Source organism: Thermoanaerobacterium xylanolyticum LX-11 (assembly GCF_000189775.2).
Taxonomy (GTDB): domain Bacteria; phylum Bacillota; class Thermoanaerobacteria; order Thermoanaerobacterales; family Thermoanaerobacteraceae; genus Thermoanaerobacterium; species Thermoanaerobacterium thermosulfurigenes.
The window spans coordinates 1092465-1118854 of the sequence record NC_015555.1; the positions used below are offsets into that span (position 1 = coordinate 1092465).

The window sequence follows — 26390 nt, forward strand, 5'->3', positions numbered from 1 at the left end:
AGTAGATATCTAAAAATATCAAAGAGATTGAATGACGTAGGCTGAAATCATTCAAATATTTTTGGTATCGAAGACCACCTCTAAGCTGCGGGTGATGAATCCGATCGGTAATTCCGTTATAATTTAGAGTATAAATGAGAGTGGAACCGCAGAACCTCTGCCTCTTTTGGCGTGAGGTTCTTTTATTTAAATTTAAAAAGGAGGACAAGATATGAAAATAATACTTAAAGATGGAACAGAAAGAGAATATGAAAGTGGCATAAGCGTATATGAAATCGCTAAAAGTCTAAGCCAGAAGCTTGCTAAAGAAGCACTTGGTGGCAAATTAAATGGCAGAATTGTGGAGCTGTTTACACCAATAAACGAAGACGGCAAGCTGGAAATCTTGACTTTTGATGATGAGGATGGAAAAAAGATATACTGGCACACTTCATCACATATAATGGCACAGGCTATTAAAAGGCTTTATAAAAATGTGAAGCTTACGATAGGCCCTGCCATTGACAATGGTTTTTACTACGATTTTGATGTTGATGAACCTTTTACAGTTGATGATTTTTCTAAGATAGAAGACGAGATGAATAAGATTATTAAGGAAGATTTAAAGCTTGAGAGGTTTGTGCTTCCAAGAGAGGAAGCTATAAAATTCATGGAAGAGAAAGGTGAACCTTACAAAGTTGAGCTTATTAAGGATTTGCCGCAGGATGCCACAATATCTTTTTACAGACAAGGCGAATTTACAGACCTTTGCGCAGGGCCTCATTTGCCATCAACAGGCATGGTTAAATCCATAAAACTCCTTTCGGTAGCAGGTGCTTACTGGAGAGGCGATGAGCGCAACAAGATGCTGCAAAGAATATATGGCATAAGCTTTCCTAAGAAAAGCATGTTAGATGAATACTTAAATATGCTTGAGGAAGCTAAAAAAAGAGACCACAGGAAATTGGGAAAGGAATTGGATCTTTTCAGCATCCATAATGAAGGGCCAGGTTTTCCGTTTTTCCATCCAAAGGGAATGATCTTAAGAAATATATTAGAAGATTTTTGGAGAAAAGAACACGCAAAAAGAGGCTATCAGGAAATTAAGACGCCAATAATTTTAAACGAAGAGCTGTGGCACAGATCAGGCCATTGGGATCACTACAAAGAAAATATGTACTTTACAAAGATTGATGATGAAGATTATGCTATTAAACCAATGAATTGTCCAGGTGCTTTGCTTGTGTACAATTCAACTATGCATAGTTACAGAGATCTGCCACTTAGGCTTTGCGAACTGGGGCTTGTTCACAGGCATGAATTATCAGGTGCTCTCCATGGGCTGATGAGAGTGAGGAGTTTCACGCAGGACGATGCCCATTTGTTTATGACGCCAGATCAGGTGGAATCAGAAATTCTGGGCGTCATCAAACTTATCGATTACTTCTACAAGATATTTGGATTTGAGTATTTTGTTGAGCTTTCTACAAGGCCAGAGAATTCTATAGGCTCTGATGAAGACTGGGAATTGGCAACAAATGCTTTAATAAAGGCTATGGAGCATATAGGGCTCAATTATAAAGTGAATGAAGGCGATGGAGCCTTTTACGGTCCTAAGATCGACTTCCATCTGAAGGATAGTATAGGACGTACATGGCAGTGTGGAACGATACAGTTGGATTTTCAGATGCCTGAAAGATTTAACTGCGAATACGTCGGCGACGATGGAGAAAAGCATAGACCTGTCATGCTGCACAGGGTGGTATTTGGCAGCATAGAAAGGTTTATAGCGATTCTCACAGAAAACTTTGCCGGTGCTTTTCCTACATGGCTTGCTCCTGTACAGGTAAAAATACTCCCGATTTCTGATAAGCACTTGGCTTATGCACAGAATATTCATGAAAGGCTATTGGAAAATGACATAAGGGTTGAGCTTGATGATAGAAATGAGAAAATAGGCTACAAGATAAGAGAAGCACAGATGCAAAAAATACCTTACATGCTTATATTAGGCGATAAGGAAGTAGAAGCGGGAAATGTTTCTGTAAGGTCCAGAAAAGAAGGAGATCTTGGCTCTAAGTCGTTGCAAGAATTTTTATCATCCATTTTGGAAGAGATTAAGCAAAAGTCCCTCTAAAAGAAATGTCCACCAAGCTTGAATTGGTGGACATTCTACTACCTTGATTGACGAAATAAAAAATGGTAATCTAAATATGTAGTGTTTTATTGGGGGGAATAATTACGACTAAAAATAGGGAGGTCTACAAATATCTTAACTACAACATAAAAATGAATCTGCTAAATGGCATAACATTTTCTATAGGTTACAACATGATTATGCCATTTGTAGGCATATTCGCTATAAAATTGGGTGCCAACAACTACGAAGTATCTCTTATTAATTCTCTTCCAGCCCTTATGGCTTTGATTGGGATACTGCCTGCCACAATCTTTATAAATAGAGCTAAAAATGTCTTTAAATTTGCTTACGTTTTAGAGTACATTACAAGGAGTTTTTATCTTTTAGTTGCATTAGTTCCGTTTATGAGCAAGTTTAGGCCTGAAGCGGTGGTCTTATTTGTTGGACTATTGAATTTGCCGGCTATTGTCGCAGGAATGTGTTGGCAGTCATTTATGAGTGATTTGATACCTGAGGAGTTTCGCGGCAAAGTCTTTGCGGATAGAAATATCTGGACAGGTGTGTTAGGTACAGCAGCAGTATTCATAACAGGCATACTTTTGGACAGAATCAAGTTTCCATACGGGTACCAGATAATGTTTTTTATAGCATTTTTGTTTGGGATACTTGACGCCTATTATTACTCAAAGTTTCACTACGTGTCACATAAAAAAGAAGCTTCAGCGTCTATTTTAGATTCGCTAAAAACTATGATGCAATCGAGAAAGTTTATTTATTTTAGCCTTGCATCTTTCATATTCACTTTCACGTGGATGATGGCATGGCCTATATTTACCATTTACAAAGTCGACGATCTACACGCTAACAACATGTGGATGAGCATTTCTACGATTGTAGGCTCAGTAGGATCTATAATAACCTATAAGTGGTGGGCGAATCTTGCGGATAGAAAAGGAAATGGCATTGCATTAAGCATAAGCACCCTGCTTATATCGACAATTCCAGCACTGTGGGCTAAAGTTACAAGCCTCTATGTAGGTGCTGTAATAGATTTTTTTGGCGGTATGGCTACGGCAGGATATACGATGCTATCTTTAAACTGGCTTTTAGAACTATTGCCTGACCATAAGGAAAAGATGAATTACATTGCCATCTATACCATTGTTACTCAGTTTGCGGCTTTTTTATCGCCTATTGCTGGAACGTGGTTTTATGAAATTGTGGGATATGAGACATTCATGTATGTTACGACAGTATTGAGAGTCTTGTCCAGCGTATTGCTTTTTGCTGTTGCATTATATAAACCTGAAAAAACTGTATTAAGCAAAGGGGGAGTATGATTTGAGGTATTTAACATCTGGAGAGACCCATGGAGAAGCGCTTGTTGCGATTATCGAGGGTTTGCCATCAAATTTGTTTATAGATTTGGATTTTATAAATAATGAGCTTAAAAGAAGGCAATCTGGCTACGGTAGAGGCGGCAGGATGTCTATTGAAAGCGATGTTGTCCACATCTTAGGTGGAGTCAGAAACAATTTGACAATTGGTGCACCGCTTTCCATTCTCATTAGAAACCTTGATTATGAAAATTGGAAGGGAAAAGATGTGCCGAGAGTGACCAGACCCAGACCAGGCCATGCTGATCTATCTGGTGCCATCAAATATGATCTAAAAGACATGAGGGATGTTTTGGAAAGAGCCAGTGCAAGGGAAACTGCAGCGAGAGTATCTGTTGGAGCTGTAGCAAAATTGCTTCTTAAAAACTTTGGCATAGTGGTAAAAAGCGATATATTGGAGATAGGTGGAGAAAGAGATAGAGAAAAGTGGCCTGCGCTTATAGATGAAGCTAAAAATGAAGGGGATACGTTAGGCGGTGTGATCGAAATTACTATAGACGGTGTGCCAATAGGTTTAGGCAGTCATGTTCAATGGGATCGCAAACTGGACGCCCTTTTATCTTATAGCGTCATGAGTGTTCAAGCCATAAAAGGGGTGGAAATCGGTATGGGATTTATGTCGGCGAGGCAAAAGGGGTCTTCAGTTCACGACGAGATATTTTACGATGGGCATTTTTACAGAAAGACCAACAACGCAGGTGGAATTGAAGGTGGCATTTCCAACGGTATGCCAATAGTTTTGAGAGCTTATATGAAACCCATACCAACTCTGAGAAAGCCTCTTACGTCTGTCGATATAGATTCGAAGGAAGAAGTGAAAGCCACATATGAGCGTTCAGATGTGACTGCTGTTGAAGCTGCTGCAGTTGTATTAGAAGCTGTATGTGCGTGGACTATAGCCGATGAAGTAACTAAAAAATTTAGCGGAGATTCCTTGCATGATATGATAGAAAACTTTAATATGTATATGAAAAGAGTTGAAAAGTATTGATATTATGTCGAGAAGGTAGAGCCGAAACAGGAGAAACCGAAAGAGAACATCGTTGAAAAGTATTGATATTATGTCGAGAAGGGTATTGACTGAGATGATAAGTTGTGCTATAATTTAACTTGTGTTTAAAGTAGAAGCACCCGCTTCTCACCTTTCACCGCAGGTGTCAGGTTTAAAGTAAAATGTTGTTTTAGCCAAAAAAGAAGCGGGTTTATACCCGTTTTATTTTTTGTAATATTTTAGGAGGTGCGTATTTATTAACAAGGAGCTGCAGGTTAATGAGGAAATTAGAGATAAGGAAGTGCGCCTCATTGATCAAGATGGTAATCAATTAGGTATAATGTCAGCAAAAGAGGCATACAAAATTGCTTTAGAAAGGCACATCGATCTGGTTAAGATTGCACCACAGGCAAATCCACCAGTATGCAAATTAATGGACTTCGGAAAATACAGGTATGAACAAAGCAAGAAAGAGAAAGAATCTAAAAAGAAGCAGAAAGTCATCAACATAAAGGAGATAAGGATGACTCCAGCGATTGAAGAACACGACTTTGGCGTTAAAGTCAAAAGTGCCATGAAGTTCTTAAAAGACGGAGATAAAGTAAAAGTGACGATAAGATTCAGAGGCAGGGAAGCTTCACACACAAATCTTGCCGAAGAACTATTAAATAGATTTGCAAAAAGCTTAGAGGAATACGGTAATGTTGAGAAGGCCCCAAACATGGAGGGCAGAAATTTAATGATGATATTAGCACCTAAAAACGTTTAATTGAGGAGGATACGAAAATGCCAAAAATGAAAACACACAGCGGAGCTGCAAAAAGATTCGCTCTTACAAAAACCGGTAAAGTAAAAAGATCAAAAGCTTTTAAGAGGCATATACTTACGAAAAAGACTAGAAAAACTAAGAGAAACTTGAGAAAGATAGCGTATTTAAGTGGTGTCGATGCAAAGAACATAAAGCGCTTGATTCCTTATGCGTAAATAATTAGGAGGTATAAAAATGTCGAGGGTAAAATCAGGAAAAGTTACGAGAAAAAGACATAAAAAAATATTAAAACTTGCTAAAGGCTACTATGGTGCAAAAAGCAAACTTTTCAGAGTAGCCAACCAAGCTGTAATGAAGTCACTTAATTATGCATACATTGGAAGGAAATTAAGAAAGAGAGATTTCAGGAAGTTGTGGATTGCCAGAATTAACGCTGCAGCAAGAGCAAATGGTATTTCTTATAGCAGGTTTATAAACGGACTTAAAAAGGCCAATATAGAGATAAATAGAAAGATGTTATCAGAAATGGCTATACACGACAACAAAGCATTTGCAGAATTGGTTAACATAGCAAAGCAACAACTGAATGCATAATCTTATACCCGGTACATGCCGGGTTTTAACCTATATACAGGATAGTGAATGTCAAATGGTCATAACAAGCGAAAAAAATGAGTTTATAAAGGATGTAAAAAAGTTAGCGGATAAGAAATACAGATATGAGAAAAGGTTGTTTTTTGTAGAAGGCAAAAACAGCGTTTTTGAAGCATTAAAAAGCGGCTTTGAAATTGTACACCTGCTGGTTGCAGAAGATTTTAATATAGACTTTCAGATTGAAAAAGAAAAGATAGTCTTTGTGGATGAAAAGGTATTTAAGAAGATTTCTGACACTGTCGCTCCACAGATGATTATGGCTGTTGTCAAGATGCCTAAGTGGGAAGTGAATGACATTGTCAAAGAAGGCGGCTTCTACGTGATACTTGACGAAGTACAAGATCCAGGCAACGTAGGAACCATAATAAGGTCTGCAGATGCATTTAATGTAGATGGCGTCTTTGCTATAAATAATACTGTAGATATATACAATCCTAAAGTCTTGCGGTCCACTATGGGCTCCATATTTCACTTACCTGTTGTAAATGATGTAGAGCCTTCAAGGCTTTTTCATGTACTTAAGAAACATGGCATAAGAATTTTATCTACAAGTCTTAAAGCAGAAAAGTACATATACGATTTTGATATTTCAAAAAATGCAGCACTGATTTTTGGAAATGAGTCAAGAGGTGTAAATAGGCTTTTAGATGAATTCATAGATAGTTCCTTTAAGATACCTATGGATGGCATGGCGGAATCTTTAAATGTATCTGTAGCAGCGTCTATTTGCCTTTATGAATCAGAGAGGCAGAGATTGATAAAATAGCATAAAGATGATATAATATTCGAAAAAATAAAGAAAAATGCGATGAAAGAGTAAAGTACATTACGCTTAAGTGCGACAGGGAGGCGATGCCGTAGACTGAGAGCATTGTTGGTACTGCGTAGTGGAAGTTCCCTCTTAAGCAGTGTGCTGAACTGATAGTAGGCATAACCGGTTTATATCCGTTACATCAAAATGAGTGGGCTTTTAGCCAAATTAGGTGGTACCACGGTCATATCTCCGTCCTTTTTAAGATGGAGTTTTTTTATTATATTTATGAAAGAAAGGAGAGTATTTCTTTGGAAGAGACATTGAGAAGTCTACTTGAAGAAGCCAAAAAAGAGCTATCATCTGCGGAAAGTTTAAAGACACTTGATGAGATAAGGGTTAAATATTTAGGGAAAAAAGGCGAACTCACAAAGATATTGAGAGGTATGGGAAGCCTATCACCTGACGAAAGGCCTATTGTTGGCAAAATCTCAAACGAGGTAAGAGAAGAGATCGAAAAAGAGCTTACTCAAAAAAGAGAAGAAGTGTTGCGACAGGAAAAAGAGAAAAAAATAAAAAGCGAATATTTAGACATAACATTGCCTGGAAAAGTCCATGAGATAGGCCACAAACATCCTATGACAAAAGTTTTAGATGAAATAAAGGACATATTTTTAGGGCTTGGATTTTCTATCGCCGAAGGGCCTGAAATCGAGCTTGATTACTACAATTTTGAGGCTTTAAATACTCCGCCTGATCATCCGGCCAGGGACTTGCAGGATACTTTCTACATTACCAAAAATATTTTGCTTAGGACGCAGACATCGCCTGTACAGGTCAGGACGATGGAAAAAAGCAAACCGCCTATAAAAGTCATATCACCGGGGCGAGTTTACAGGTCAGACGAAATAGATGCAACACATTCTCCTGTATTCAATCAGATAGAAGGATTGGCAGTTGATGAAGGAATAACGATGGGAGATTTGAAAGGCGTGTTAAATCTATTTGCCAAAAGGCTTTTTGGCTCTGATACAAAGACTAAATTCAGGCCTCACTATTTTCCTTTTACTGAGCCAAGTGCAGAAATGGACGTATCGTGCTTTGCGTGTGGCGGAAAAGGCTGCAGAGTCTGTGGATATTCCGGGTGGATTGAGATATTAGGATCTGGCATGGTTCACCCGAATGTGCTTAGGATGTCTGGAATCGATCCTGAGAAGTATTCAGGCTTTGCATTTGGGATGGGACTTGACAGGATAACTATGTTAAAATATGGGATAGACGATTTGCGTCTTCTTTACGAAAATGACCTACGCTTTATTAAACAGTTTTAAGGAGGTTAAGACATGCTAATATCGTATTCATGGTTAAAAGACTACGTAGATTTGTCTGTTGATGCAAAAAAATTGGCTGACGATCTTACGATGTCAGGTTCAAAGGTGGAGACTATAAAAAGTTACGGAGAAGAAATAAAAAATGTAGTGATAGGAAAGATTGTATCTTTAGAAAAACATCCTGATGCCAATAAACTTCAAATAGGAATCGTAGATGTAGGGGAAGAAAAATTGCAGATAGTGACAGGTGCTCAAAATATCAAAGTTGGTGATTATATTCCTGTCGCACTGCACGGTTCAACACTTCCTGGCGGCGTAAAGATAAAAAAAGGTAAATTAAGAGGTGTTGAATCAAATGGAATGATGTGCTCTGCCAAAGAATTGGGATTAGACGAAAGCTTGCTTCCGGAATACCAAAGAAATGGCATATTTATCCTGCCTGAGCTCCCCTTAGGTGAGGATGTGAGAAAGGTCCTTGAATTGGATGATGTAATAGAATTTGAAATAACGCCAAATAGGCCTGACTGTCTTTCGGTAGTTGGAATTGCAAGAGAGGCCGCAGCCACGTACAGAAAAAGCTACAGTATGCCTGAAGTTAAAATAAACGAAGTTGACGACAAAAATCCAGCTACTGTCACAGTTGAAGCAGATGATTTGTGTTTCAGGTATGTTGCCAGGGTGATAAGAAATGCGAAAATAGGTCCATCGCCTATGTGGATGCAAATGAGGTTGTTAAAAGCAGGCATAAGACCCATAAACAACATAGTAGATGTGACAAATTACGTTATGATGGAGTTGGGACAGCCTCTACATGCTTTTGACTTAGATAAAGTCAAAAACAGGCATATTATTGTAAGAAGGGCAAAAGAAGGCGAAAAGCTTACAACTCTCGATGACAAAGAGAGGATTTTAGATAGGGATATGCTTGTAATCGCAGATGAGGAAAGGGCTATAGGCTTAGCTGGTGTTATGGGTGGTCAAAATACTGAAATAACAGATGATACAATAAACATATTGATAGAAAGCGCCAATTTTAAAGGCAGCAATATACGATATACATCGAGAAAACTGGGGCTTAGAAGTGAAGCATCGTCAAGGTTTGAGAAGGGGCTTGATCCAGAGATTACGGTTTTGGCCTGCAATAGAGCAGCACAGCTTATGGCTGAATTAAGCGGCGGAGAGATTTTAGAAGGGCTTTTAGACGTATATCCAAAACCTGTAACTGAGAAAGTCTTAAGTGTGCGATATGAAAGAATAAACAAGCTTTTAGGAACAAATCTGTCTTGCCAAGAAATGAAGGAAATACTTTCATTTTTAGATTTTGGCGCCATCTGCGATGGAGAAAATTTGATAGTGAAGGTGCCAGCATTTAGAAGTGATATTGACGGTGAAGCAGATATTGCGGAAGAAATCGGGAGAATGTACGGCTACAACAACATAGAAGATACCCTCTTAAAAGGAACTCAGATTACAGCAGGTGTTAAGACAAGAGAACAAAAACTGGAAGATACCGTAAAGGATGTATTTTTGTCCTGCGGATTAAATGAAGTCATAACAACGTCATTTATGGGCATGAAGGATTTAGACAGGATAAATTTGCCTGATGACAGCTATTTGAGGAATGCTGTCAAGATAATGAATCCGCTTGGAGAGGATCAGGCTTACATGAGAACGACGCTTTTGCCATTCATGCTAAACGTGGCTTACACAAATTACAGCCGCAAAGTCCCAGAATTTAAAGCATTTGAAATATCGAGGGTATTTATACCGAAATCGCTGCCTGTAGAAGAACTTCCGACAGAGATAAAAAGCGGTATAATTGCCATGTATGGACAGGATGTGGATTTTCTGACGATTAAGGGTGTGGTTGAAGAACTTTTAGACGTTCTCAACATCAAGAATGTCAAATACGTAAGAAGTCAAAACCCTGCATATCATCCAGGAAGATCTGCTGATGTCATTGTAGAGGATGAAAAGATATGCGTATTTGGCGAATTAAGCCCTGATGTTGCAGAAAACTACGATATAAATAAGAGGGTTTACGTCGCAGAGGTAAACCTTGAGCTTTTGTTTAAGCATGCAAACGACGAGAAAGTCTACAAGCCGCTGCCAAAATATCCAGCCGTTGAAAGGGATATAGCTGTCTTGGTGGATAAAAACACATTTGTAGCAGATATAGAAAGTGTCATAAGAAAAGTTGGCGGGAAACTTGTAGATGATGTTAAATTGTTTGACGTGTACGAAGGTGAAAATATTCCTGATGGCAAAAAAAGCGTGGCATTTTCAATTTGGTACAGATCGTACGACAAGACTTTGACAGACGAGGAAGTAAGCAAAGTCCACGACAAAATAGTAATGAGTCTGAATGAGGAACTTGGAGCGCAATTAAGATAAAAAAAGACCGGATTGGTCTTTTTTTCTTCATAAAGGAGGAAATCGAAAAGATTTGTAGAAATAAATAAAGTAATGCTTGGTTTGAGGGGATGTTCTAATGGAAATTAGGAAGATAACGGTAAATATAAATGGCAATGAGTACATATTGAAGACAGATTATCCTGAAGATTATATACTCAGATTGACAGAACATTTAAACGGTGTAATATCAGGTATTTCCGGCAGTTACAATAGGCTTTCAAATCAGATGGTGCTTGTTTTATCGGCCCTTAATATAGCTGATGAGCTTTTTATCTCGAGGGAAGAAAACAGTGCCTTAAAAAAAGAGATTGTATCGCTAAAATCAAGGTTAAGTGCTGATGACGAAAGGATAGAAGAATTAACAGAAGAAGTTGAAAAGCTGAAAGAAGAATTAAAAGCAGCCAGAGAAGAGTTGGAGGAATACATAAATACATTTGACGATGTTGGTTAAAATCTATTAAAATAAAGAGACTAAGTATATAAATATCTTTATAAGGTGATTTGATGAAAAGAGTAGAATTGTTGGCTCCTGCAGGAAACCTGGAGACGCTAAAATTTGCTTTAAATTACGGAGCTGATGCTGTATACATTGGCGGCAAGCTTTTTGGTGCCAGAGCATATGCGGCAAATTTTGAAGAAGATGAATTGAAAGAAGCAGTAGAGTATGCCCATTTGAGAGATAGAAAGGTTTATGTGACTGTAAATACAATCGTGTTTAACAAAGAAGTTGAATTGCTTCTCAAATACATCGATTATCTGTATCAGTTAAATGTGGATGCGATAATAGTTCAGGACTTTGGTGTTGTTAAACTACTTAAAGACTTTTATCCTGAGTTGGACATACATGCCAGCACGCAGATGACTTTAAGCAACTTAGAAAGCATTAAAGCAGCCAAAGAGATAGGAATAAAAAGGGTCGTGGTGCCTCGTGAGCTAAGCTTAAAAGAAATTGAAAAGATAAAATCTGTGACTGGCATAGAAGTAGAGGTATTTGTTCATGGCGCTCTTTGTGTCTCTTACTCTGGTCAATGCTTATTTAGCAGCATAATTGGCGGAAGAAGTGGCAATAGAGGCAGATGTGCGGGGCCATGTCGCTTGAAATACGATCTTTTAGATGACAAAATGAATACAATTGCCAGCAATATGCATTTATTAAGTATGGCAGATTTATGTACGATAGACCACATAAAGGATATGATAGACTCAGGCATTGACTCATTTAAGATTGAAGGCCGCATGAAAGAAAAAGAATACGTGGCATCTGTCGTCGCATCATACAGAAAGGCCATTGATGCATATTTAAGCGGAGAAAATATCAACACAGACGTGTACAAAGAAATGATGTCTGGAATATTTAGCAGAGGCTTTTCTAATGGATATCTTTATGAAAGAAAGCCACGTTACATGAGCTACATAAATCCAAAAAATAAAGGTGTTCCATTAGGCAAAGTCATATCCATTGATGGCAAAAAAATAAAAGTATCGCTTTTAAACAGTCTATCAGTTGGAGATGGCATATCAACAGAGACTGGTGAACATGGGTATAAAGTCGATGTTCTTATAGCAGATGGCAAAAAAGTGGATGAAGCCCATAAGGGGCAAGTTGTAGAGCTTAAAAAAATACCTGTAAATTGTGGTGACGTCTTATACAAAACGTATGATGTAAAATTAAACAAGATATTTTCTGTGTCCAATGAGTTAAAGTCGCCTGTTGATGTATTTGTGAATATGAAAGAAAATAGACATCTTAATATAATGATTAAAAATAACGACATATGTGTCTCTAAAGACAGCAAAATTGTCTCAACTAAGGCATTGAAAAAGGCTGTTGACAAAGACACATTGATAGAAAAAGTGGCGTCAATAAACGATACGCCTTTCTTTGTGAAAAGCATAGAAGTAGACATGGATGAGGGCCTCTTTATGCCGTTAAGTGAGGTAAAAGAGACGAGAAGAGAAGCGGTAGAAGTCCTCATTACAAAAAAATTAAAATATAGAAGGCCTAAAAATATTAACATAAATCTTTATAAATTAATAAATGATAAAATTAGTGATTTGAAATTGTCATTTTACACTGAAAAAGAAGAACATGTGAAAATAGCGTGCGCGCTTGGAGTAGATAGAGTCTACTTCGATTACAGGCTAAATGGTGATGTGCTAAAAGATGTCATTTGTTACATGGATAAATGTGAGATAATCCCGGCATTTCCGCAGATAATGAGGGATGAGCTGGATGATTTTAAACATATGCTTAAAAATATTAAAGAGATGGGTTTAAAAAAAGTCCTTGTGACTAACATAGGTTTGTATGATACTGCAGTAAAATTAGGACTTGATGTGTGTGTTGATTTCAATTTGAATGTTTCAAATAGCCTTGCTGTTGATTTTTTCCATGAAGCAGATACAATAACACTATCACCGGAGCTTAACATTCATCAGATAGAGGATATATCTTTAAGAAGCAATACGAAATTTGAGGCGATTGTTTATGGAAGATTGCCGCTTTTGACGATGGAATACTGTCCAATAAAAAATTTAAAAGGATGCGATAAAAGAGGCTGTGAAGAAGGAAAATATTTTTTAAAGGACAGGAAGGGCAATCTCATGAAAATTGTAAGCGACGGCTTTTGTAAAATAAGGCTTTTAAACTCATCGGTTTTATATATGGCGGACAAGATGAATGATTTAAAAAAGATAGGTTTATCTTATATAAGGATAAATGATACAGTTGAAAGCGATGAAGAAATAAGAGATGTAATAAAAGCTTACAAAGATTCATTGGAATTTGGAACTTATGATTTACACGTTGAAAACTACACAAGAGGACATTTTTACAGAGGGGTATTGTAATGGATGAAAGGTATTTTAAAAATTTGGAATTTGACAAGATAATTAATCAAATTGTAAATTTGTGTGATTCAGAACCGGGAAAAGAGTTAGCATTAAGCATTAAACCGTACGAAAATGTAGAAAAAGCATTAGAAGAAATTGAAAAAGTAAATGAAGCGGTATCTTTTATTAGTTCTTACGGCAATATTTCTTTTGCATTTAAAAAGTTAGACGAGATTTTGGCTAAAGCTAAGATAAAGTCGTCATTGAGTCCGGGACAGCTTTTATCTCTATCGAGGTTTTTATCATTGGCAGGTAAAGTCAAAGTGTATTTGAGAAACGAAAAGGAAGAAAGCAGTTTCCTATATTTAAGGGAGTACAACATGAGGCTTACGAATATTAAGGAACTGTACGATAAGATCGATAGAGCTGTCATGTCTGAAGATGAACTGGCTGATGACGCATCGCCTGCCTTAAAAGAGATAAGAAGGCAGAAAGCGCAAATAAACAATAAGATAAGAGATACATTAAACTCTATAATTGCGTCTTCGCCAAAAGAGCTGCAAGATCCTATCATAACCATAAGAAACGGGAGATACGTGGTACCGGTAAAACAGGAATACAGAGGAACATTTAAAGGCCTTATTCACGATCAGTCGTCTAGCGGTGCTACGCTTTTCATAGAACCTATGGCTGTTGTAGAACTTAACAATGATCTAAGACAGCTTGAAATCAAGGAACAACATGAGGTAGAAAGGATTTTAGCTGAGCTCACAGAAGATGTAGGAAAACATGTTGATGAGATAAATGAAAACATGGTTGTATTAAAAGAGCTGGATGTTATTTTTGCAAAGGCGAAGTATTCCATAAGCACAGACTCAACAAAACCTATATTGAATACTAAAGGATATGTAAATTTAAAAAATGCAAGACATCCTCTCATCTCAAAAGATGCAGTCGTACCTATAAGCATACATTTAGGTGAATCTTTTAATACTCTTGTCATAACAGGGCCTAATACAGGTGGAAAGACTGTCACATTAAAGACTGTAGGGCTTTTGACGCTTATGTCCATGTCAGGATTAAATATCCCTGCTGATGAGGGTTCTGATGTTGCTTTCTTTGACAACATATTTGTCGACATTGGAGATGAGCAAAGCATAGAGCAAAGCTTAAGCACATTTTCAGCACACATGACGAATATAGTAAAAATACTCAACAATGTCACCAGCAATAGTTTAGTTTTGCTGGATGAATTAGGAGCTGGCACAGATCCGACAGAAGGTGCTGCTCTTGCCATGAGTATACTTGACTTTCTTCACAGGATGAATTGTCGCACAATTGCCACGACACATTACAGTGAGCTTAAGCAGTATGCGCTGAAAAACGAAGGTGTGGAGAATGCCTCTGTGGAATTTGATGTAGAGACATTAAAGCCCACTTACCGCCTCACCATAGGAATACCTGGAAAAAGCAATGCATTTGAGATAAGCAAGCGTTTAGGATTAAATGATGACGTCATAGACAATGCAAAAAGTTATATAACAAGTGAAGAGCTAAAATTCGAGGACATATTAAAAGACCTTGAAAACAAAAGGATAGAAGCAGAAAACGCCAAAGAAGAGATTGAAGCATTAAAAAATCAGGTAGAAAGTTTAAGACAAGAGTATGAAAAAAAAATAAAAGATACAGAGAGAGAAAGAGAAAAAATTATAGAAAAAGCCAGAGAAAAGGCGAAAAAGATATTAGAAAATACAAAAGCTACTGCTGATGAAATTATTGCTAAGCTTAAAGAGGCGGAAAAATCCGACAAAAAGAATAAGCTTATTGAGGAAGCTAGGCTTAAACTTAAAGAAAACATAAATGAGATGGAAGAAAGCCTTAAGAAATCGGAAATTCCCGAATATAAAAAAGTTCCCAAAGATGTCATGCCTGGACAGACTTTATACATAGTTCCGCTTGATCAGACTGGAATAGCTTTGTCAGAACCTGATAAGGATGGAAATGTAAAGATACAGGCAGGAATTCTAAAGATGAATGTGCACATAAGCAACCTTAGAGAGACTGAATCAAGCGAAGAGAAAGAGATGGAGAAAGGTTTTGCTAAGTACATTAATGAGAAATCTACCAATATTTCTACTTCAATTGACTTAAGAGGAAAGACATTGGAGGAAGCTTCGATAGAAGTCGATAAATACCTTGATGATGCATACCTTGCAGGTTTAAAACAGGTAACTGTCATACACGGGAAAGGGACTGGCACTTTAAGGAGTGGTATCACAAGGCTTCTTAAAATGAACAAGCATGTAAAATCTTTTAGACTTGGAAGGTATGGCGAAGGAGAAGACGGCGTCACAATCGTAGAATTAAAAGAAAAATGAGTAACCAAAACACCTCATCTATCATAAAATGTAGAGGAGGTGTTTTTATATATGAGGAGAAAAAAGTGGGGAAGAAGGAGGATAAAAATACGTGGGATAAACAAAAATTTTGTTTACGTTTTGGCATCATTATTTATATTATCATTGCTGTATATGTTTGTAACATACAGGTTGACACCTGCTCTTATTAAAGCCAGTGAGACAGTAGCTCAGGAAGTGGCTGTTAAATCTATCAATAAGTCTATAAATGAAAAGGTATTGAAAGGTATTCAATACAGCGACCTTATAAATGTAAGAACTGACAACAGTGGAAAAGTATCGATGCTGCAAGCTAATACGATAGAGATGAATATTTTATCTGCAAAGATTACTCAAGCTGTTCAGGATAATTTAAACAGCATAGGATCGGTGTACGTGAAACTGCCTCTTGGTAGTCTAATATCAAAGGATGTATTTGCAAACACAGGCCCAAAGATAAAAGTAGGACTTCTGCCTATTGGTTCGGTGAATGTAGACTTTGAATCAAGCTTTGAACCAGCGGGAATAAATCAGACGAGGCACATAATATATCTTTACATAAAGACAAACATCCAAATAATTGCACCGCTTGCATCAAAGCAAATACAGGTATCCACACACATGCCTATTGCAGATAGCATAATCGTAGGTGATGTGCCTCAAAGCTTTGTAGACGTCAATGGCAATAAGTACACTGTGCCTGTTCCAAATGGAAATTCAAAAATTAATATAGAAAGCAATTGACAACATTAGAAATTATGGTATAATAATAATTGTTTGACGGGGGTGTAGCTCAGTTGGGAGAGCACCTGCCTTGCAAGCAGGGGGTCAGGAGTTCGAATCTCCTCATCTCCACCATGGGCTTGTAGCTCAGGCGGTAAGAGCGCACGCCTGATAAGCGTGAGGTCGATGGTTCAAGTCCATCTAAGCCCATTTGTAAACCCTAGCGGGTCTTTTTTTTATGTCTAAAATTAAAAAAATAGAGGAATTAGCAAATTTTTGTCGAATTAGATAAATAAAATTTGTCTTTGAGGTGTAAAAATGGCTTCCAAGTTTGAATATGATAAAAAGCTTGACAACATAGTAGAAAAGACGATAGAAGTTATAGGTAGCAGCAAAGAGCAGATTTCAGAAATATTAGAGAGGACAAGGAATGAGTATCACCTTTTAGAAGAACAGATAAACGAGCTGAAAGTCAAGGTTAGATTTGTTATAAAAGAGGTAGAACAACTTGAAAGAAAAGAGAAAAGCTCTAAGTTAAAACTGGCTTATGTAAGCCAGCGCTTTGGCAATATAAGTGAGGATGCCATAAAGGAAGCTTACGAAGAAGCGAAGGAGATTCAGGTAGCGCTTATTTTAAAAAGGCAGGAAGAAAAAGACCTTATAGCAAGAAGAAATGAGCTGGAGAGAAAGCTAATTGAGTATAGGGCAATTGTAGAAAAAGCAGAAAAACTTTCTACACAGATAGGTGTTGCCCTTGATTACTTGACAGGCGATTTGACAAAGCTTCACAGCCAGTACGAAGAACTTAAAGACAGGCAACTTCTAAATATACGCATAATAGAAGCTCAGGAAGATGAGAGGAAAAGGATCGCTCGCGAGATACACGATGGTCCAGCCCAGTCTATGGCAAATGTAATATTAAAAGCAGAGCTATGCGAGAAACTTATTAGCAAAGATGTAGAAAAAGCTAAAGATGAGCTTAAAAATCTTAAAGACATAGCACATTTATCATTGAAAGAAGTGAGAAAGATCATTTACGATTTAAGGCCGTCCGTTCTTGATGATTTAGGCTTAATACCTGCTGTATCAAAGTACATAAATGACTTTAAAAATGATACTGGAATAAATGTGGATTTTATTACCTTATCTGAACATAAACGATTAAAGCCTGAAATAGAAATAACCTGTTTTAGGGTCATTCAGGAAGCCTTGACAAACATTCGGAAGCACTCAAAGGCGAAGAATGCCGTGATACGATTAGAGTTTGGTGATCGATTTATAAGCATAATTATAAAAGATGACGGTGTAGGTTTTGAAAAGACATCTCAAGACAATAAATTTGGACTGTTGGGGATGCGGGAGAGAGTTCAGATATTAAACGGGAAATTTGAAATAAATAGTTCACCTAATGAGGGGACTCAAATTTACATTTCCATTCCGCTAGGTGGTGATAAGTGCAATGATTAACATTATGATAGCTGATGACCATGTGCTTTTGCGTCAAGGGCTAAAACAGATAATTGAATTAGAAGAAGATATGAAAGTGGTGTATCAAGCCTCAGATGGAGAAGAAGCTTATAATTTGGCTAAAAATAATTCTCCAGATATAATTTTGATGGATATAAACATGCCAAATGTAAATGGCATTAAAGCTGCAAAGATGATTAAAAGCAATGATCCTAAAAATAAAATAATGTTTTTGACTATCTACAATGACAAAGAGTACCTTATGGAGGCATTGAAAATAGGTGTGGAAGGTTACATATTAAAAGATGCAGATTCAGATGAACTTATAAAGGCTATAAGAATCATATCAAATGGAGGCGTTTACATACATCCTTCACTTATCAGGGAAATTGAAAGCCTAGAGAAGAATGAATGCAAAAAAGATCTTACTGACAGAGAGTTTGAGATATTGAATTTAATCGCTGAAGGTTATAGCAATAAAGAGATAGCAGATAAGCTCTTCTTAAGCGAAAAGACAGTCAAAAATCACGTGTACAATATATTTAGAAAATTAGATGTAAAAGATAGGACTCAAGCTGCCATATATTTATTAAAAAATAATAATATGTACAATATGCATACATAAAATTTGCTTTTATTCCAAAAATATTTTATAGTTAATATGTAATCCAAAATGTTTAGGAGGCGTATGAAATGGAGAGTGGCGAGTTAAAAGACATTGAAAAAAGATTAGGATACAAAAGCAAAAATGGATGGCTTAAAGTAAATGACGATGAAAGGGAAAAGATATTTGAGTACGCAGAAGATTACAAAGCATTCATAGGAGAGTGTAAGACGGAGAGAGAAGTTGCAGACAGGATAATAAAGATTGCTGAAGAAAATGGCTTTATAAATTTAGAAACAGCTACAAACTTAAAGCCAGGCACAAAGGTGTACTATGACAATAAAGGCAAATCGGTAATTTTAGCTGTTATTGGAAAAGATTCTGTCCGCAATGGATTTAAAGCAGCAGCCGCTCATATAGATTCACCAAGGATTGATTTAAAACCAAATCCATTATACGAAGATAGTGGTCTTGCTCTTTTTAAGACACATTATTATGGGGGGATTAAGAAATACCAGTGGGTTACGATACCATTGGCATTGCACGGAGTTGTCATAAAAGAAAGTGGCGAAAAAGTCGTTTTTAACCTTGGAGAAGATGAAAAAGATCCTGTGCTATATATAACTGATTTACTGCCTCACCTTGGAAAAGATCAAATGGAGAAAAAAGCTGCTGACGTGGTCACTGGAGAAGCATTGAATCCAGTCATAGGAAATATGCCTTTGTCTGAAGACGTTTCTGTAAAGCCAAATTTATTGAAAATTTTAAACGAGAAATATGGGATAGTGGAAGAAGATTTTATAAGTGCTGAGTTGGAGTTGGTGCCAGCACATAAACCAAGGGATATAGGCTTTGACAGAAGTATGATAGGTGCTTACGGACAAGATGATAGGATATGCGCTTATGACGTACTTAGAGCTATTTTAGATGTTGACAATCCTGAAAAGACTGCAGTAGCTATATTTGCTGACAAAGAAGAGATAGGAAGCATGGGAAATACAGGATTGCAGTCCAGATTTTTTGAAAATGCTATAGCGGAAATCTTGGAAAAGCAAGAAGGCAGCACTGATATAAAGCTTAGAGCAGCCATGAGAAATGCAGAATTGTTATCTGCAGATGTAAATGCTGGCTTTGATCCTTTATACCCTGATGTAAGTGAAAAACTTAACAGCTCATATATAGGAAATGGTGTATGCCTGACGAAGTACACAGGTTCACGTGGAAAAAGTGGATCAAATGATGCAAATGCTGAGTTTGTGGCAAAAGTGAGAAAGATATTTAATGAAAATAATGTAGTATGGCAGACAGGAGAGCTTGGAAAAGTTGACATTGGAGGCGGAGGAACAGTCGCACTTTTTGCAGCAAATTATGGCATGGAGGTTATTGACTGTGGTATTGCACTTTTAAGCATGCATTCACCTTATGAATTGTCATCAAAACTTGACTTGTACATGGGATATAAAGCATATAGATCCTTCCTTTTAAGTAGGTAAAGGTCATTTAAAAACACCGGTATAGCCGGTGTTTTTTAGCAATTTTATTGATTTATAAACATTTCTACCACAATTACGCCGTTTCCAGTGCTGTTTGTGACAACGCCAACGCCGACTTTATTGAAATAAGGGTTTAAGATATTTTCTCTATGACCGCTGGAATTCATCAATGCATAATGAACACTTACAACATCGCTGTTTAGTGCTATGTTTTCTGCAGCGGCATTGTAACTTATACCAAATTCTTTCATCATATCAAATGGCGAGCCATAAGTAGGTGACGTGTGAGAAAAATAGTTGTTGTCCCTCATATCCTCAGCTTTTATCCTGGCTACTTTTGATAGGTTTTCATCGATGGTAAGCGGACTCAAGCCTCTTGACGTTCTTTCGCTATTTATGAGATCCACCAACTGCTTTTCTTGTACTGATAACCCTTGATAATTTTGTTGTGCGCTACTATTCTTGACGCTTTCAACAGCATTGGAAGATGAATTGCCGGCTGATGTAGTCGTAGTTGTAACAGTTCCTTTTGTATTAATTGTCGTCTGGTTTACATTTGCAGTGTTATTAGCCATTGTAACCCACCAATAATTGTTGTTGTACCAAGCATTTGTGTTATTTGCCTGTACATAATTTATTTTTACTGTGGCTGTATTGAATACAGAGTAATTTGATGTGGTGGCATTTGAAGTTGTCGTTCCATTGTAGACAACATTGTTGTTTGTATATGTTCCGTAAGAATACGAAGCTTTTGCAGCATTAAAAGAGCTAATCATTGACAATGAAATTACTGCAAATGTCGCATAGTACTTTAGATTTTTTTTCACTAATATCACACCCCTTAATTAAAATTATTCGACAAAAAAAGAAAAAAACCTTTAAGTAATTAATGGACACGTAGGAAATCTTATCAATAGTTGCGCCTCTGAATATAATGTGAGTAGGGGGTGCAAAGATGAGATATGGGATATTAGTCTTTTATTCTTATCAACATGCAGTGTTGTGTGACAAAGTATTAAGGCAGAACAATATACCTGTAGAATTTATACCAACGCCACGCTCTATAATGAATAGCTGCAGCCATTCTTTAAAATTTGGTCTGGAATACGTGGATATTGTGAAATTAATAGTACAAAGAATAAATATCCCTTATAAAGGGATATATGAAGTTGAGAAAACATATAGCGGATATACCGTCATAGGTGTTCGTTAGGTTTTCCAAAGATAATTGACTTTATTTTGTCTATTGTCCCATTTTCTACTTTTTCATTAAGCTTTGAGTTTAATATGATTATTTTATTTTGCAGATCTTTTACCTGCTTTTTTAATTTTTCGTTTTCCAAAAGGACATTGTTGTAAACAGAATTAAGATTGTCAATTTTTGAAGTGTACTTCATTCTTTCTTCATAATATTTCTTCAAATTTTCTTTAAGTTCTTCAATATTTCTGTTTTTAAGTGCGATTTCATAGCTTTTTTGATTTAGATTTCTCTCTAAATGTACTTTCTCCTTTTGGAGGTTTTCTATTTTTTTAGATAGTGTGCTTAAGTATTCTTGGACTTCTTTTATATAAAATGTGAAGTAATTATCTTTATCATATGATATGATATCTTTAACTCTATTAAAAGGAAGCTCTAATCCGTTATCATCTAAAAATGTGAATTTTTCTATTGAATCTTCCACTTTTTTTACAAATTCATATGACGAAGGCTTTTCAGCTAATTTAAAAGGCTTGCAGAAACTATTGCCGCCGTCTGATGATACAGCGCTGTAAAAAGTGTCTTGTTGAATCCATGTACACCATATAGTGGTGTCTATTATGTTAAAGCAAGGCCACAAAATTGCATCTGAAAATGACAAAGTGATTTTCTTGTCCCACGATCCTTTTGGCCATCCACCATCGACTTTTTTTCTATACTTTAGTTCTTTTATTATGTTTTCCTCAACCCAGCATATATGAATGTTTCGTTTGTCATCGATGGATATGTTCGGATATTCAAGCGATATGGCTTCAGAAATTGTAGTCTTTAAAGTCCACGTATCATTTAAATACGTTGTATAGTATATTTTTTGAGTGTTTTCGGTTGTGACATAAACTAAGTGCATAATTCCGAATTTATCAGATGCTACACTGTAGAAAGGCTTAATTTGGCTGTTGTAAATGACAGCTACGTCATTAACTTTGAAAGTCTTATTGAGTACAAAATGCTTTAGAATCAATTTTTTGGGTGTTGATAGATTATGCTCTATAAAAAATAGATGTAATGTTCCACCAAATATTATTAATCTGAAGTTATCTGCAAAAAATGATTTGTCATTATAATGGTACAAAATCTTTTTGATTATTTTGTTATCATCATTTAAATGTGCTAAAACTATGTTTTGCTCTTTGCTAAAATATGTGATTAAAATTTCATCCGAGTTTAATCCAACATCGAAATCGCTTATTGTATTGTCTATAAGGCTTATTTCATCCGAATTTTCACCAGCTATATTTAACAAAATAGAGTTCCGATTTGATGAAAATTTGTACACCTTGCCTTTAAAATTTAATAGCACCTTGTCCATAAAATACCTCCTTTCATTTAAAATTATATTCTTTATTTGTAACAAATATTATGGTTATTACGTATATTGTAACTAGAAATATGCAAAATCAAATTAAACAAAAATTTAGTCGTAAGGGGGAAATAAAATGGCATTTGCTAAAAAGCTGATTGGAGAACAAGAAGTAGGACCAGGTCCAGTAGAGCCAGGTCAGCTTCCTGAACCAACAGAGATAACTTGCATAGAAGTTACAAAGATATACGATTCATGCTCACAGAGATTGTGTTTAGACAGCATACCACCAGTTCCATTTGTGCCTACTATTACAAACCCAACATTTGGACGCTGTGAAAATGTGACTGTTACACTTGTATCACCTCCAGGATTTACACTTACACCTATTCCTGAAAGACCTGGATTTGCAAGAGTGCAGGCTACATTCCAAGTAACATATGATGTAGTGATTACAAATACATCTGGCGATATTCAAACATTGACAGGACTAACAACTACGTTTAATAAGGATATAGTATTGTACGTGCCAGAACCTACTATTGCTATCATGAAGTTTGAGGCTGTTGCAGAGTGCTTATTTGGTAGAGTCAATGTTGGAACACCAACAACATTAGAGGTAATCATAGGTGTATGGATCATCATAAAATCTGCTATGGATGTGCAATTATTGATACCTTCGTATGGATTCTGCCCAGTACCACCTGAGTGCGAGGAGTTTCCGACAAATGTATGTGATGAATTCATGCAGAGACCATTCCCACCTATATTTCCTCCGCAGAAAGCCCCATATTCACCATATTAAAAATATGAAAAGCCAGCATAAGCTGGCTTTTCTCAGTGCGCCCGGCATGGGCGATAACTTGGCGGTGAAAGTCCGCTGTGGGCTTGGTAGTGGGAACCACTAGCTGAACCGCAAGGGTGTCCATCGTGAGGTGGAATCTGAAGGAAGCGGTAGGCAAAATCTCGGTCTGAGGAATACGAACCAGATAAGAGGCTGAATTGGGGCGGACGAGTTTGCTGAACAAAACGAAGTCCAACACTACCCGAACCCCATACAGTAAATCTGGCAGATAGACGAGATGAAGGTTATCGTTCTTACCCGGGGAGGTCTCAAGGATAAGTCATTAAAGTGAACTCTGAAATGACAACCCATGCAGTGATGTATGGCTGAACCTTGAGAAGTCAGCAGAGGTCATAGTACTTATCTAGTCATGAATAGATAAGGAAGGACCGAACATTAGGAGGTTTTGGAAATCTTATGAACTCGAAAGATATGCAGAGACTGCAGACAACTCAACAAAGAGGCTATCCGCTCAATCAAGAAATGGAATTTCAAGAGAGAGCGGAAGTGCATAGTATATCATCGGCGTCAAAAGATAGAAGAAACAATGTACAAAGATACACCAGTAATATGCTTGAAATGATACTAGACCGAGAAAACATGAAAGAAGCATACAAACGAGTAGTTGCAAATAAAGGAAGCCATGGAGTCGATGGGATGGAAGTAGATGAACTTCTACCGTATCTCAAAGAAAACTGGCCGACCATAAAGCAACAATTACTGGAAGGAAAATATAAACCACAACCAGTGTTGAGAGTAGAAATACCAAAACCAGATGGAGGAACAAGACTACTAGGGATACCTACAGTACTAGACAGACTAATACAACAAGCAATAGCCCAAATACTAAGTGGAATATACGACCATACATTCTCTGATAACAGTTATGGTTTCAGACCTAGACGCAGTGCAAAAGACGCAGTAATAGCCGCAGAAGTATATATAAACGAAGGATGCACATGGGTAGTAGATATAGACTTAGAAAAGTTCTTTGACAGAGTAAACCACGACATACTAATGTCCAAATTAGAAAAGCGGATAGGAGACAAACGAGTACTGAAGCTAATACGAAGATACTTAGAATCAGGAGTAATGATAAATGGAATCAAAGTAGCAACAGAAGAAGGGACACCACAAGGAGGGCCATTAAGTCCGCTACTAGCAAACATAATGTTAGATGAACTAGACAAAGAACTAGAAAGAAGAGGACATAAATTCTGTCGATATGCAGATGATTGCAACATATACGTAAAAAGCAGGTCAGCAGGAAACAGAGTAATGAAAAGCATAAAGAAATTCATAGAAACCAAATTAAAACTAAAAGTCAATGAAACAAAAAGTGCTGTAGATAGACCATGGAAAAGAAAATTCTTAGGATTTTCGTTTTATACAAAAGAAAACGAAGTAAGAATAAGGATTCATGAAAAATCCATCAAAAGGTTTAAGGAAAAAGTAAGAGAAATAACCAATCGAAACAAGGGAATAAGCATGGAATACAGAATACGTAGATTGAATCAGATAACGACAGGATGGGTTAACTATTTTGGATTAGCAGATGCGAAAGGAATAATGAAAGCTCTTGACGAATGGATAAGGCGTAGACTAAGAGCATGTATATGGAAGCAATGGAAGAAGACAAAAACAAAGTATGACAATCTGATAAAATTAGGAGTAGAAAAACAAAAAGCCTGGGCATACGCCAATACGAGGAAAGGCTACTGGAGAATATCCAATAGCCAAATACTCAATATGACTCTTACAAATAAATACTTCGAAGACATAGGTTATAGAAGTTTATCAAAAAGGTATCTAATCGTACATTAAATCTTAATGAACCGCCGTATACCGAACGGTACGTACGGTGGTGTGAGAGGACGGCGGTTAGTCACCGCCTCCTACTCGATTAACAATGATAGGAGGATTTTTATGAAAATTTTATTTATGACATTTATCGATATTTTAAATTCACTTCCGCAGAGAAGTCATCACTTGATAGATTACTTAAAAGACAAATATGACTTGACGGTAGTATTTTGTAGGTATGACGATCTTGGGGTATTAAAAAAGCAAGAAGGTACGATTACTTATATAGGAATACCTGTTAAGTTTGCAAGTCTTTTTAGCCCGATGATTTTGTATAAAAAATACGTTGAACTTGATTCTTCTAAATACGATATATGTATTGCACAAGGTCCATGGGCAGGTTTGACTGCTGTAGAACTTCTGAAGGCTGGGAAAATAAGTTTTTTGGCTTATGAAGATATCGACTATTTTCCTGCGTTTTTTGAATATGAGGACATTTATGAGAGGACAAAAAACATGGAGAAATATTGCATTGAAAATTCTGATGTTACATTTTCTGTAAATCAACATTTGATAGAATTGAGAAAAAACATGACAGGCATTACACCATATTACATACCAAATGGTGTCAATTATGAACTGTTTAATGGCAGAAAGGAAAAACATCAAGGAATAGTCATTGTATTTAGCGGTTCATTAGAGCATTGGTCAGGCGTTGAGATGCCTATAAAAGCCCTTCCTATCTTAAGGCGAGAATATGACGTTTCGATGATGATACTTGGGAAGGGAAAATATGAACATGTTCTTAGGAAATTGTCGAGAGATTGCAAAGTAAATGATGTTGTACATTTTTTGGGAAAAGTAAAGTATAGCGATTTGCCGCTGTATTTTAATAAAGCTGATATTGGACTTTGTACGCTTTTTCCAACGGAACTAATAAAATATTCTTTTCCACTTAAAGCTGTAGAATACATGGCATCTGGCCTTCCTGTGATAGCAACAGACATTGGCGATTTAGGGAAATTGATTAAAGAAAATGATTGTGGTATAACTATAGAGTACAATGTATCGGATTTTGTTGAAAAAGCTATAGATTTGATAGAAAATTATGATAAAATGAGTATATACGGACGAAACGGAAGGGAATTTGCTAAAACGTTTGACTGGAAAGAACTTTTTAAAAAAGAAATGAGCATAATTTTTGAAAAATTAGATAAAGTTATAAAATACAATTGAAAGGTGA

22 protein-coding genes, 2 tRNA genes and 2 other annotated features are annotated in these 26390 nt (G+C 36.7%); of the genes, 22 read left to right on the forward strand and 2 right to left on the reverse strand.

From position 1 onward, the window contains the following. Window positions 1–211: 211 nt before the first annotated feature. From thrS to THEXY_RS05350, 18 genes are all read left to right on the forward strand, one after another. The gene (gene thrS, locus THEXY_RS05265; protein WP_013787797.1) at window positions 212–2116 is read left to right on the forward strand and encodes a threonine--tRNA ligase; all 1905 of its coding nucleotides are present in this window, start codon (window positions 212–214) and stop codon (window positions 2114–2116) included. A 101-nt stretch (window positions 2117–2217) separates the two neighbouring features. Further along, a complete protein-coding gene (locus THEXY_RS05270) occupies window positions 2218–3459 on the forward strand; it encodes an MFS transporter (protein WP_041592218.1) in 1242 nt (413 codons plus the stop codon). Between the two features lies 1 nt (window position 3460). After that, window positions 3461–4507, forward strand: a complete 1047-nt coding sequence (locus THEXY_RS05275; protein ID WP_013787799.1) for a chorismate synthase — start codon at window positions 3461–3463, stop codon at window positions 4505–4507. Window positions 4508–4629: 122 nt separating this feature from the next. Further along, window positions 4630–4742 (forward strand) — a sequence feature (ribosomal protein L20 leader region). 21 nt (window positions 4743–4763) lie between these two features. Further along, window positions 4764–5276 (forward strand): translation initiation factor IF-3, encoded by a 513-nt coding sequence (gene infC, locus THEXY_RS05280; protein WP_013787800.1) that lies wholly within the window; start codon window positions 4764–4766, stop codon window positions 5274–5276. A 17-nt stretch (window positions 5277–5293) separates the two neighbouring features. Continuing rightward, the gene (gene rpmI, locus THEXY_RS05285) at window positions 5294–5491 is read left to right on the forward strand and encodes a 50S ribosomal protein L35 (protein ID WP_013787801.1); all 198 of its coding nucleotides are present in this window, start codon (window positions 5294–5296) and stop codon (window positions 5489–5491) included. A 19-nt stretch (window positions 5492–5510) separates the two neighbouring features. Further along, window positions 5511–5870: a 50S ribosomal protein L20 gene (gene rplT / locus THEXY_RS05290; protein ID WP_013787802.1), complete on the forward strand. Its 360-nt coding sequence runs from the start codon at window positions 5511–5513 to the stop codon at window positions 5868–5870. 55 nt (window positions 5871–5925) lie between these two features. After that, a complete protein-coding gene (gene rlmB, locus THEXY_RS05295; RefSeq protein ID WP_013787803.1) occupies window positions 5926–6696 on the forward strand; it encodes a 23S rRNA (guanosine(2251)-2'-O)-methyltransferase RlmB in 771 nt (256 codons plus the stop codon). Window positions 6697–6729: 33 nt separating this feature from the next. Beyond that, window positions 6730–6944: a binding site (T-box leader), on the forward strand. Window positions 6945–6992: 48 nt separating this feature from the next. Further along, the gene (gene pheS / locus THEXY_RS05300) at window positions 6993–8012 is read left to right on the forward strand and encodes a phenylalanine--tRNA ligase subunit alpha (protein WP_013787804.1); all 1020 of its coding nucleotides are present in this window, start codon (window positions 6993–6995) and stop codon (window positions 8010–8012) included. A 12-nt stretch (window positions 8013–8024) separates the two neighbouring features. Further along, window positions 8025–10406 (forward strand): phenylalanine--tRNA ligase subunit beta, encoded by a 2382-nt coding sequence (pheT, locus tag THEXY_RS05305; protein WP_013787805.1) that lies wholly within the window; start codon window positions 8025–8027, stop codon window positions 10404–10406. A 97-nt stretch (window positions 10407–10503) separates the two neighbouring features. Continuing rightward, window positions 10504–10878, forward strand: a complete 375-nt coding sequence (locus THEXY_RS05310) for a cell division protein ZapA (RefSeq protein WP_013787806.1) — start codon at window positions 10504–10506, stop codon at window positions 10876–10878. Window positions 10879–10931: 53 nt separating this feature from the next. Then, on the forward strand, window positions 10932–13277 hold the full coding sequence (locus tag THEXY_RS05315; RefSeq protein ID WP_013787807.1) for a U32 family peptidase: 2346 nt from the start codon (window positions 10932–10934) through the stop codon (window positions 13275–13277). Beyond that, window positions 13277–15637, forward strand: a complete 2361-nt coding sequence (locus THEXY_RS05320) for an endonuclease MutS2 (protein WP_013787808.1) — start codon at window positions 13277–13279, stop codon at window positions 15635–15637. The genes THEXY_RS05315 and THEXY_RS05320 overlap by 1 nt, the downstream gene beginning before the upstream one ends. A gap of 51 nt (window positions 15638–15688) precedes the next feature. Then, window positions 15689–16399 (forward strand): sporulation protein YunB, encoded by a 711-nt coding sequence (yunB, locus tag THEXY_RS05325; RefSeq protein ID WP_013787809.1) that lies wholly within the window; start codon window positions 15689–15691, stop codon window positions 16397–16399. A 38-nt stretch (window positions 16400–16437) separates the two neighbouring features. Next, window positions 16438–16513, forward strand: a tRNA-Ala gene (locus THEXY_RS05330). Between the two features lies 1 nt (window position 16514). Beyond that, a tRNA-Ile gene (locus THEXY_RS05335) sits at window positions 16515–16588 on the forward strand. 108 nt (window positions 16589–16696) lie between these two features. Further along, the gene (locus THEXY_RS05340; protein WP_013787810.1) at window positions 16697–17845 is read left to right on the forward strand and encodes a sensor histidine kinase; all 1149 of its coding nucleotides are present in this window, start codon (window positions 16697–16699) and stop codon (window positions 17843–17845) included. Further along, window positions 17838–18470 (forward strand): response regulator, encoded by a 633-nt coding sequence (locus THEXY_RS05345; RefSeq protein WP_013787811.1) that lies wholly within the window; start codon window positions 17838–17840, stop codon window positions 18468–18470. The genes THEXY_RS05340 and THEXY_RS05345 overlap by 8 nt, the downstream gene beginning before the upstream one ends. Window positions 18471–18538: 68 nt before the next feature. Continuing rightward, window positions 18539–19942 carry an aminopeptidase gene (locus THEXY_RS05350; protein WP_013787812.1) on the forward strand — a complete coding sequence of 468 codons (1404 nt, stop codon included), beginning with the start codon at window positions 18539–18541 and terminating at the stop codon, window positions 19940–19942. Between the two features lie 44 nt (window positions 19943–19986). Here the strand turns inward: THEXY_RS05350 and THEXY_RS05355 are convergent, their stop codons facing one another. Next, complete coding sequence (locus tag THEXY_RS05355) at window positions 19987–20769, reverse strand: CAP domain-containing protein (protein ID WP_013787813.1); 783 nt, start codon at window positions 20767–20769, stop codon at window positions 19987–19989. Window positions 20770–20897: 128 nt separating this feature from the next. Here THEXY_RS05355 and THEXY_RS05360 point away from each other — a divergent pair, with 128 nt between their 5' ends. Continuing rightward, window positions 20898–21155, forward strand: coding sequence for a putative Se/S carrier protein (locus tag THEXY_RS05360; protein WP_013787814.1), 258 nt, complete (start codon window positions 20898–20900; stop codon window positions 21153–21155). Here THEXY_RS05360 and THEXY_RS05365 read toward each other — a convergent pair. After that, a complete protein-coding gene (locus THEXY_RS05365) occupies window positions 21139–22509 on the reverse strand; it encodes a hypothetical protein (protein ID WP_013787815.1) in 1371 nt (456 codons plus the stop codon). The genes THEXY_RS05360 and THEXY_RS05365 overlap by 17 nt on opposite strands. Before the next feature lie 127 nt (window positions 22510–22636). Between THEXY_RS05365 and THEXY_RS05370 the strand changes: the two genes are divergently transcribed. From THEXY_RS05370 to THEXY_RS05380, 3 genes are all read left to right on the forward strand, one after another. Then, on the forward strand, window positions 22637–23305 hold the full coding sequence (locus tag THEXY_RS05370; protein WP_013787816.1) for a hypothetical protein: 669 nt from the start codon (window positions 22637–22639) through the stop codon (window positions 23303–23305). Between the two features lie 456 nt (window positions 23306–23761). After that, window positions 23762–25168: a group II intron reverse transcriptase/maturase gene (gene ltrA, locus THEXY_RS05375; protein WP_013786870.1), complete on the forward strand. Its 1407-nt coding sequence runs from the start codon at window positions 23762–23764 to the stop codon at window positions 25166–25168. 102 nt (window positions 25169–25270) lie between these two features. Next, the gene (locus THEXY_RS05380; RefSeq protein WP_013787817.1) at window positions 25271–26383 is read left to right on the forward strand and encodes a glycosyltransferase; all 1113 of its coding nucleotides are present in this window, start codon (window positions 25271–25273) and stop codon (window positions 26381–26383) included. Window positions 26384–26390: the final 7 nt, after the last annotated feature.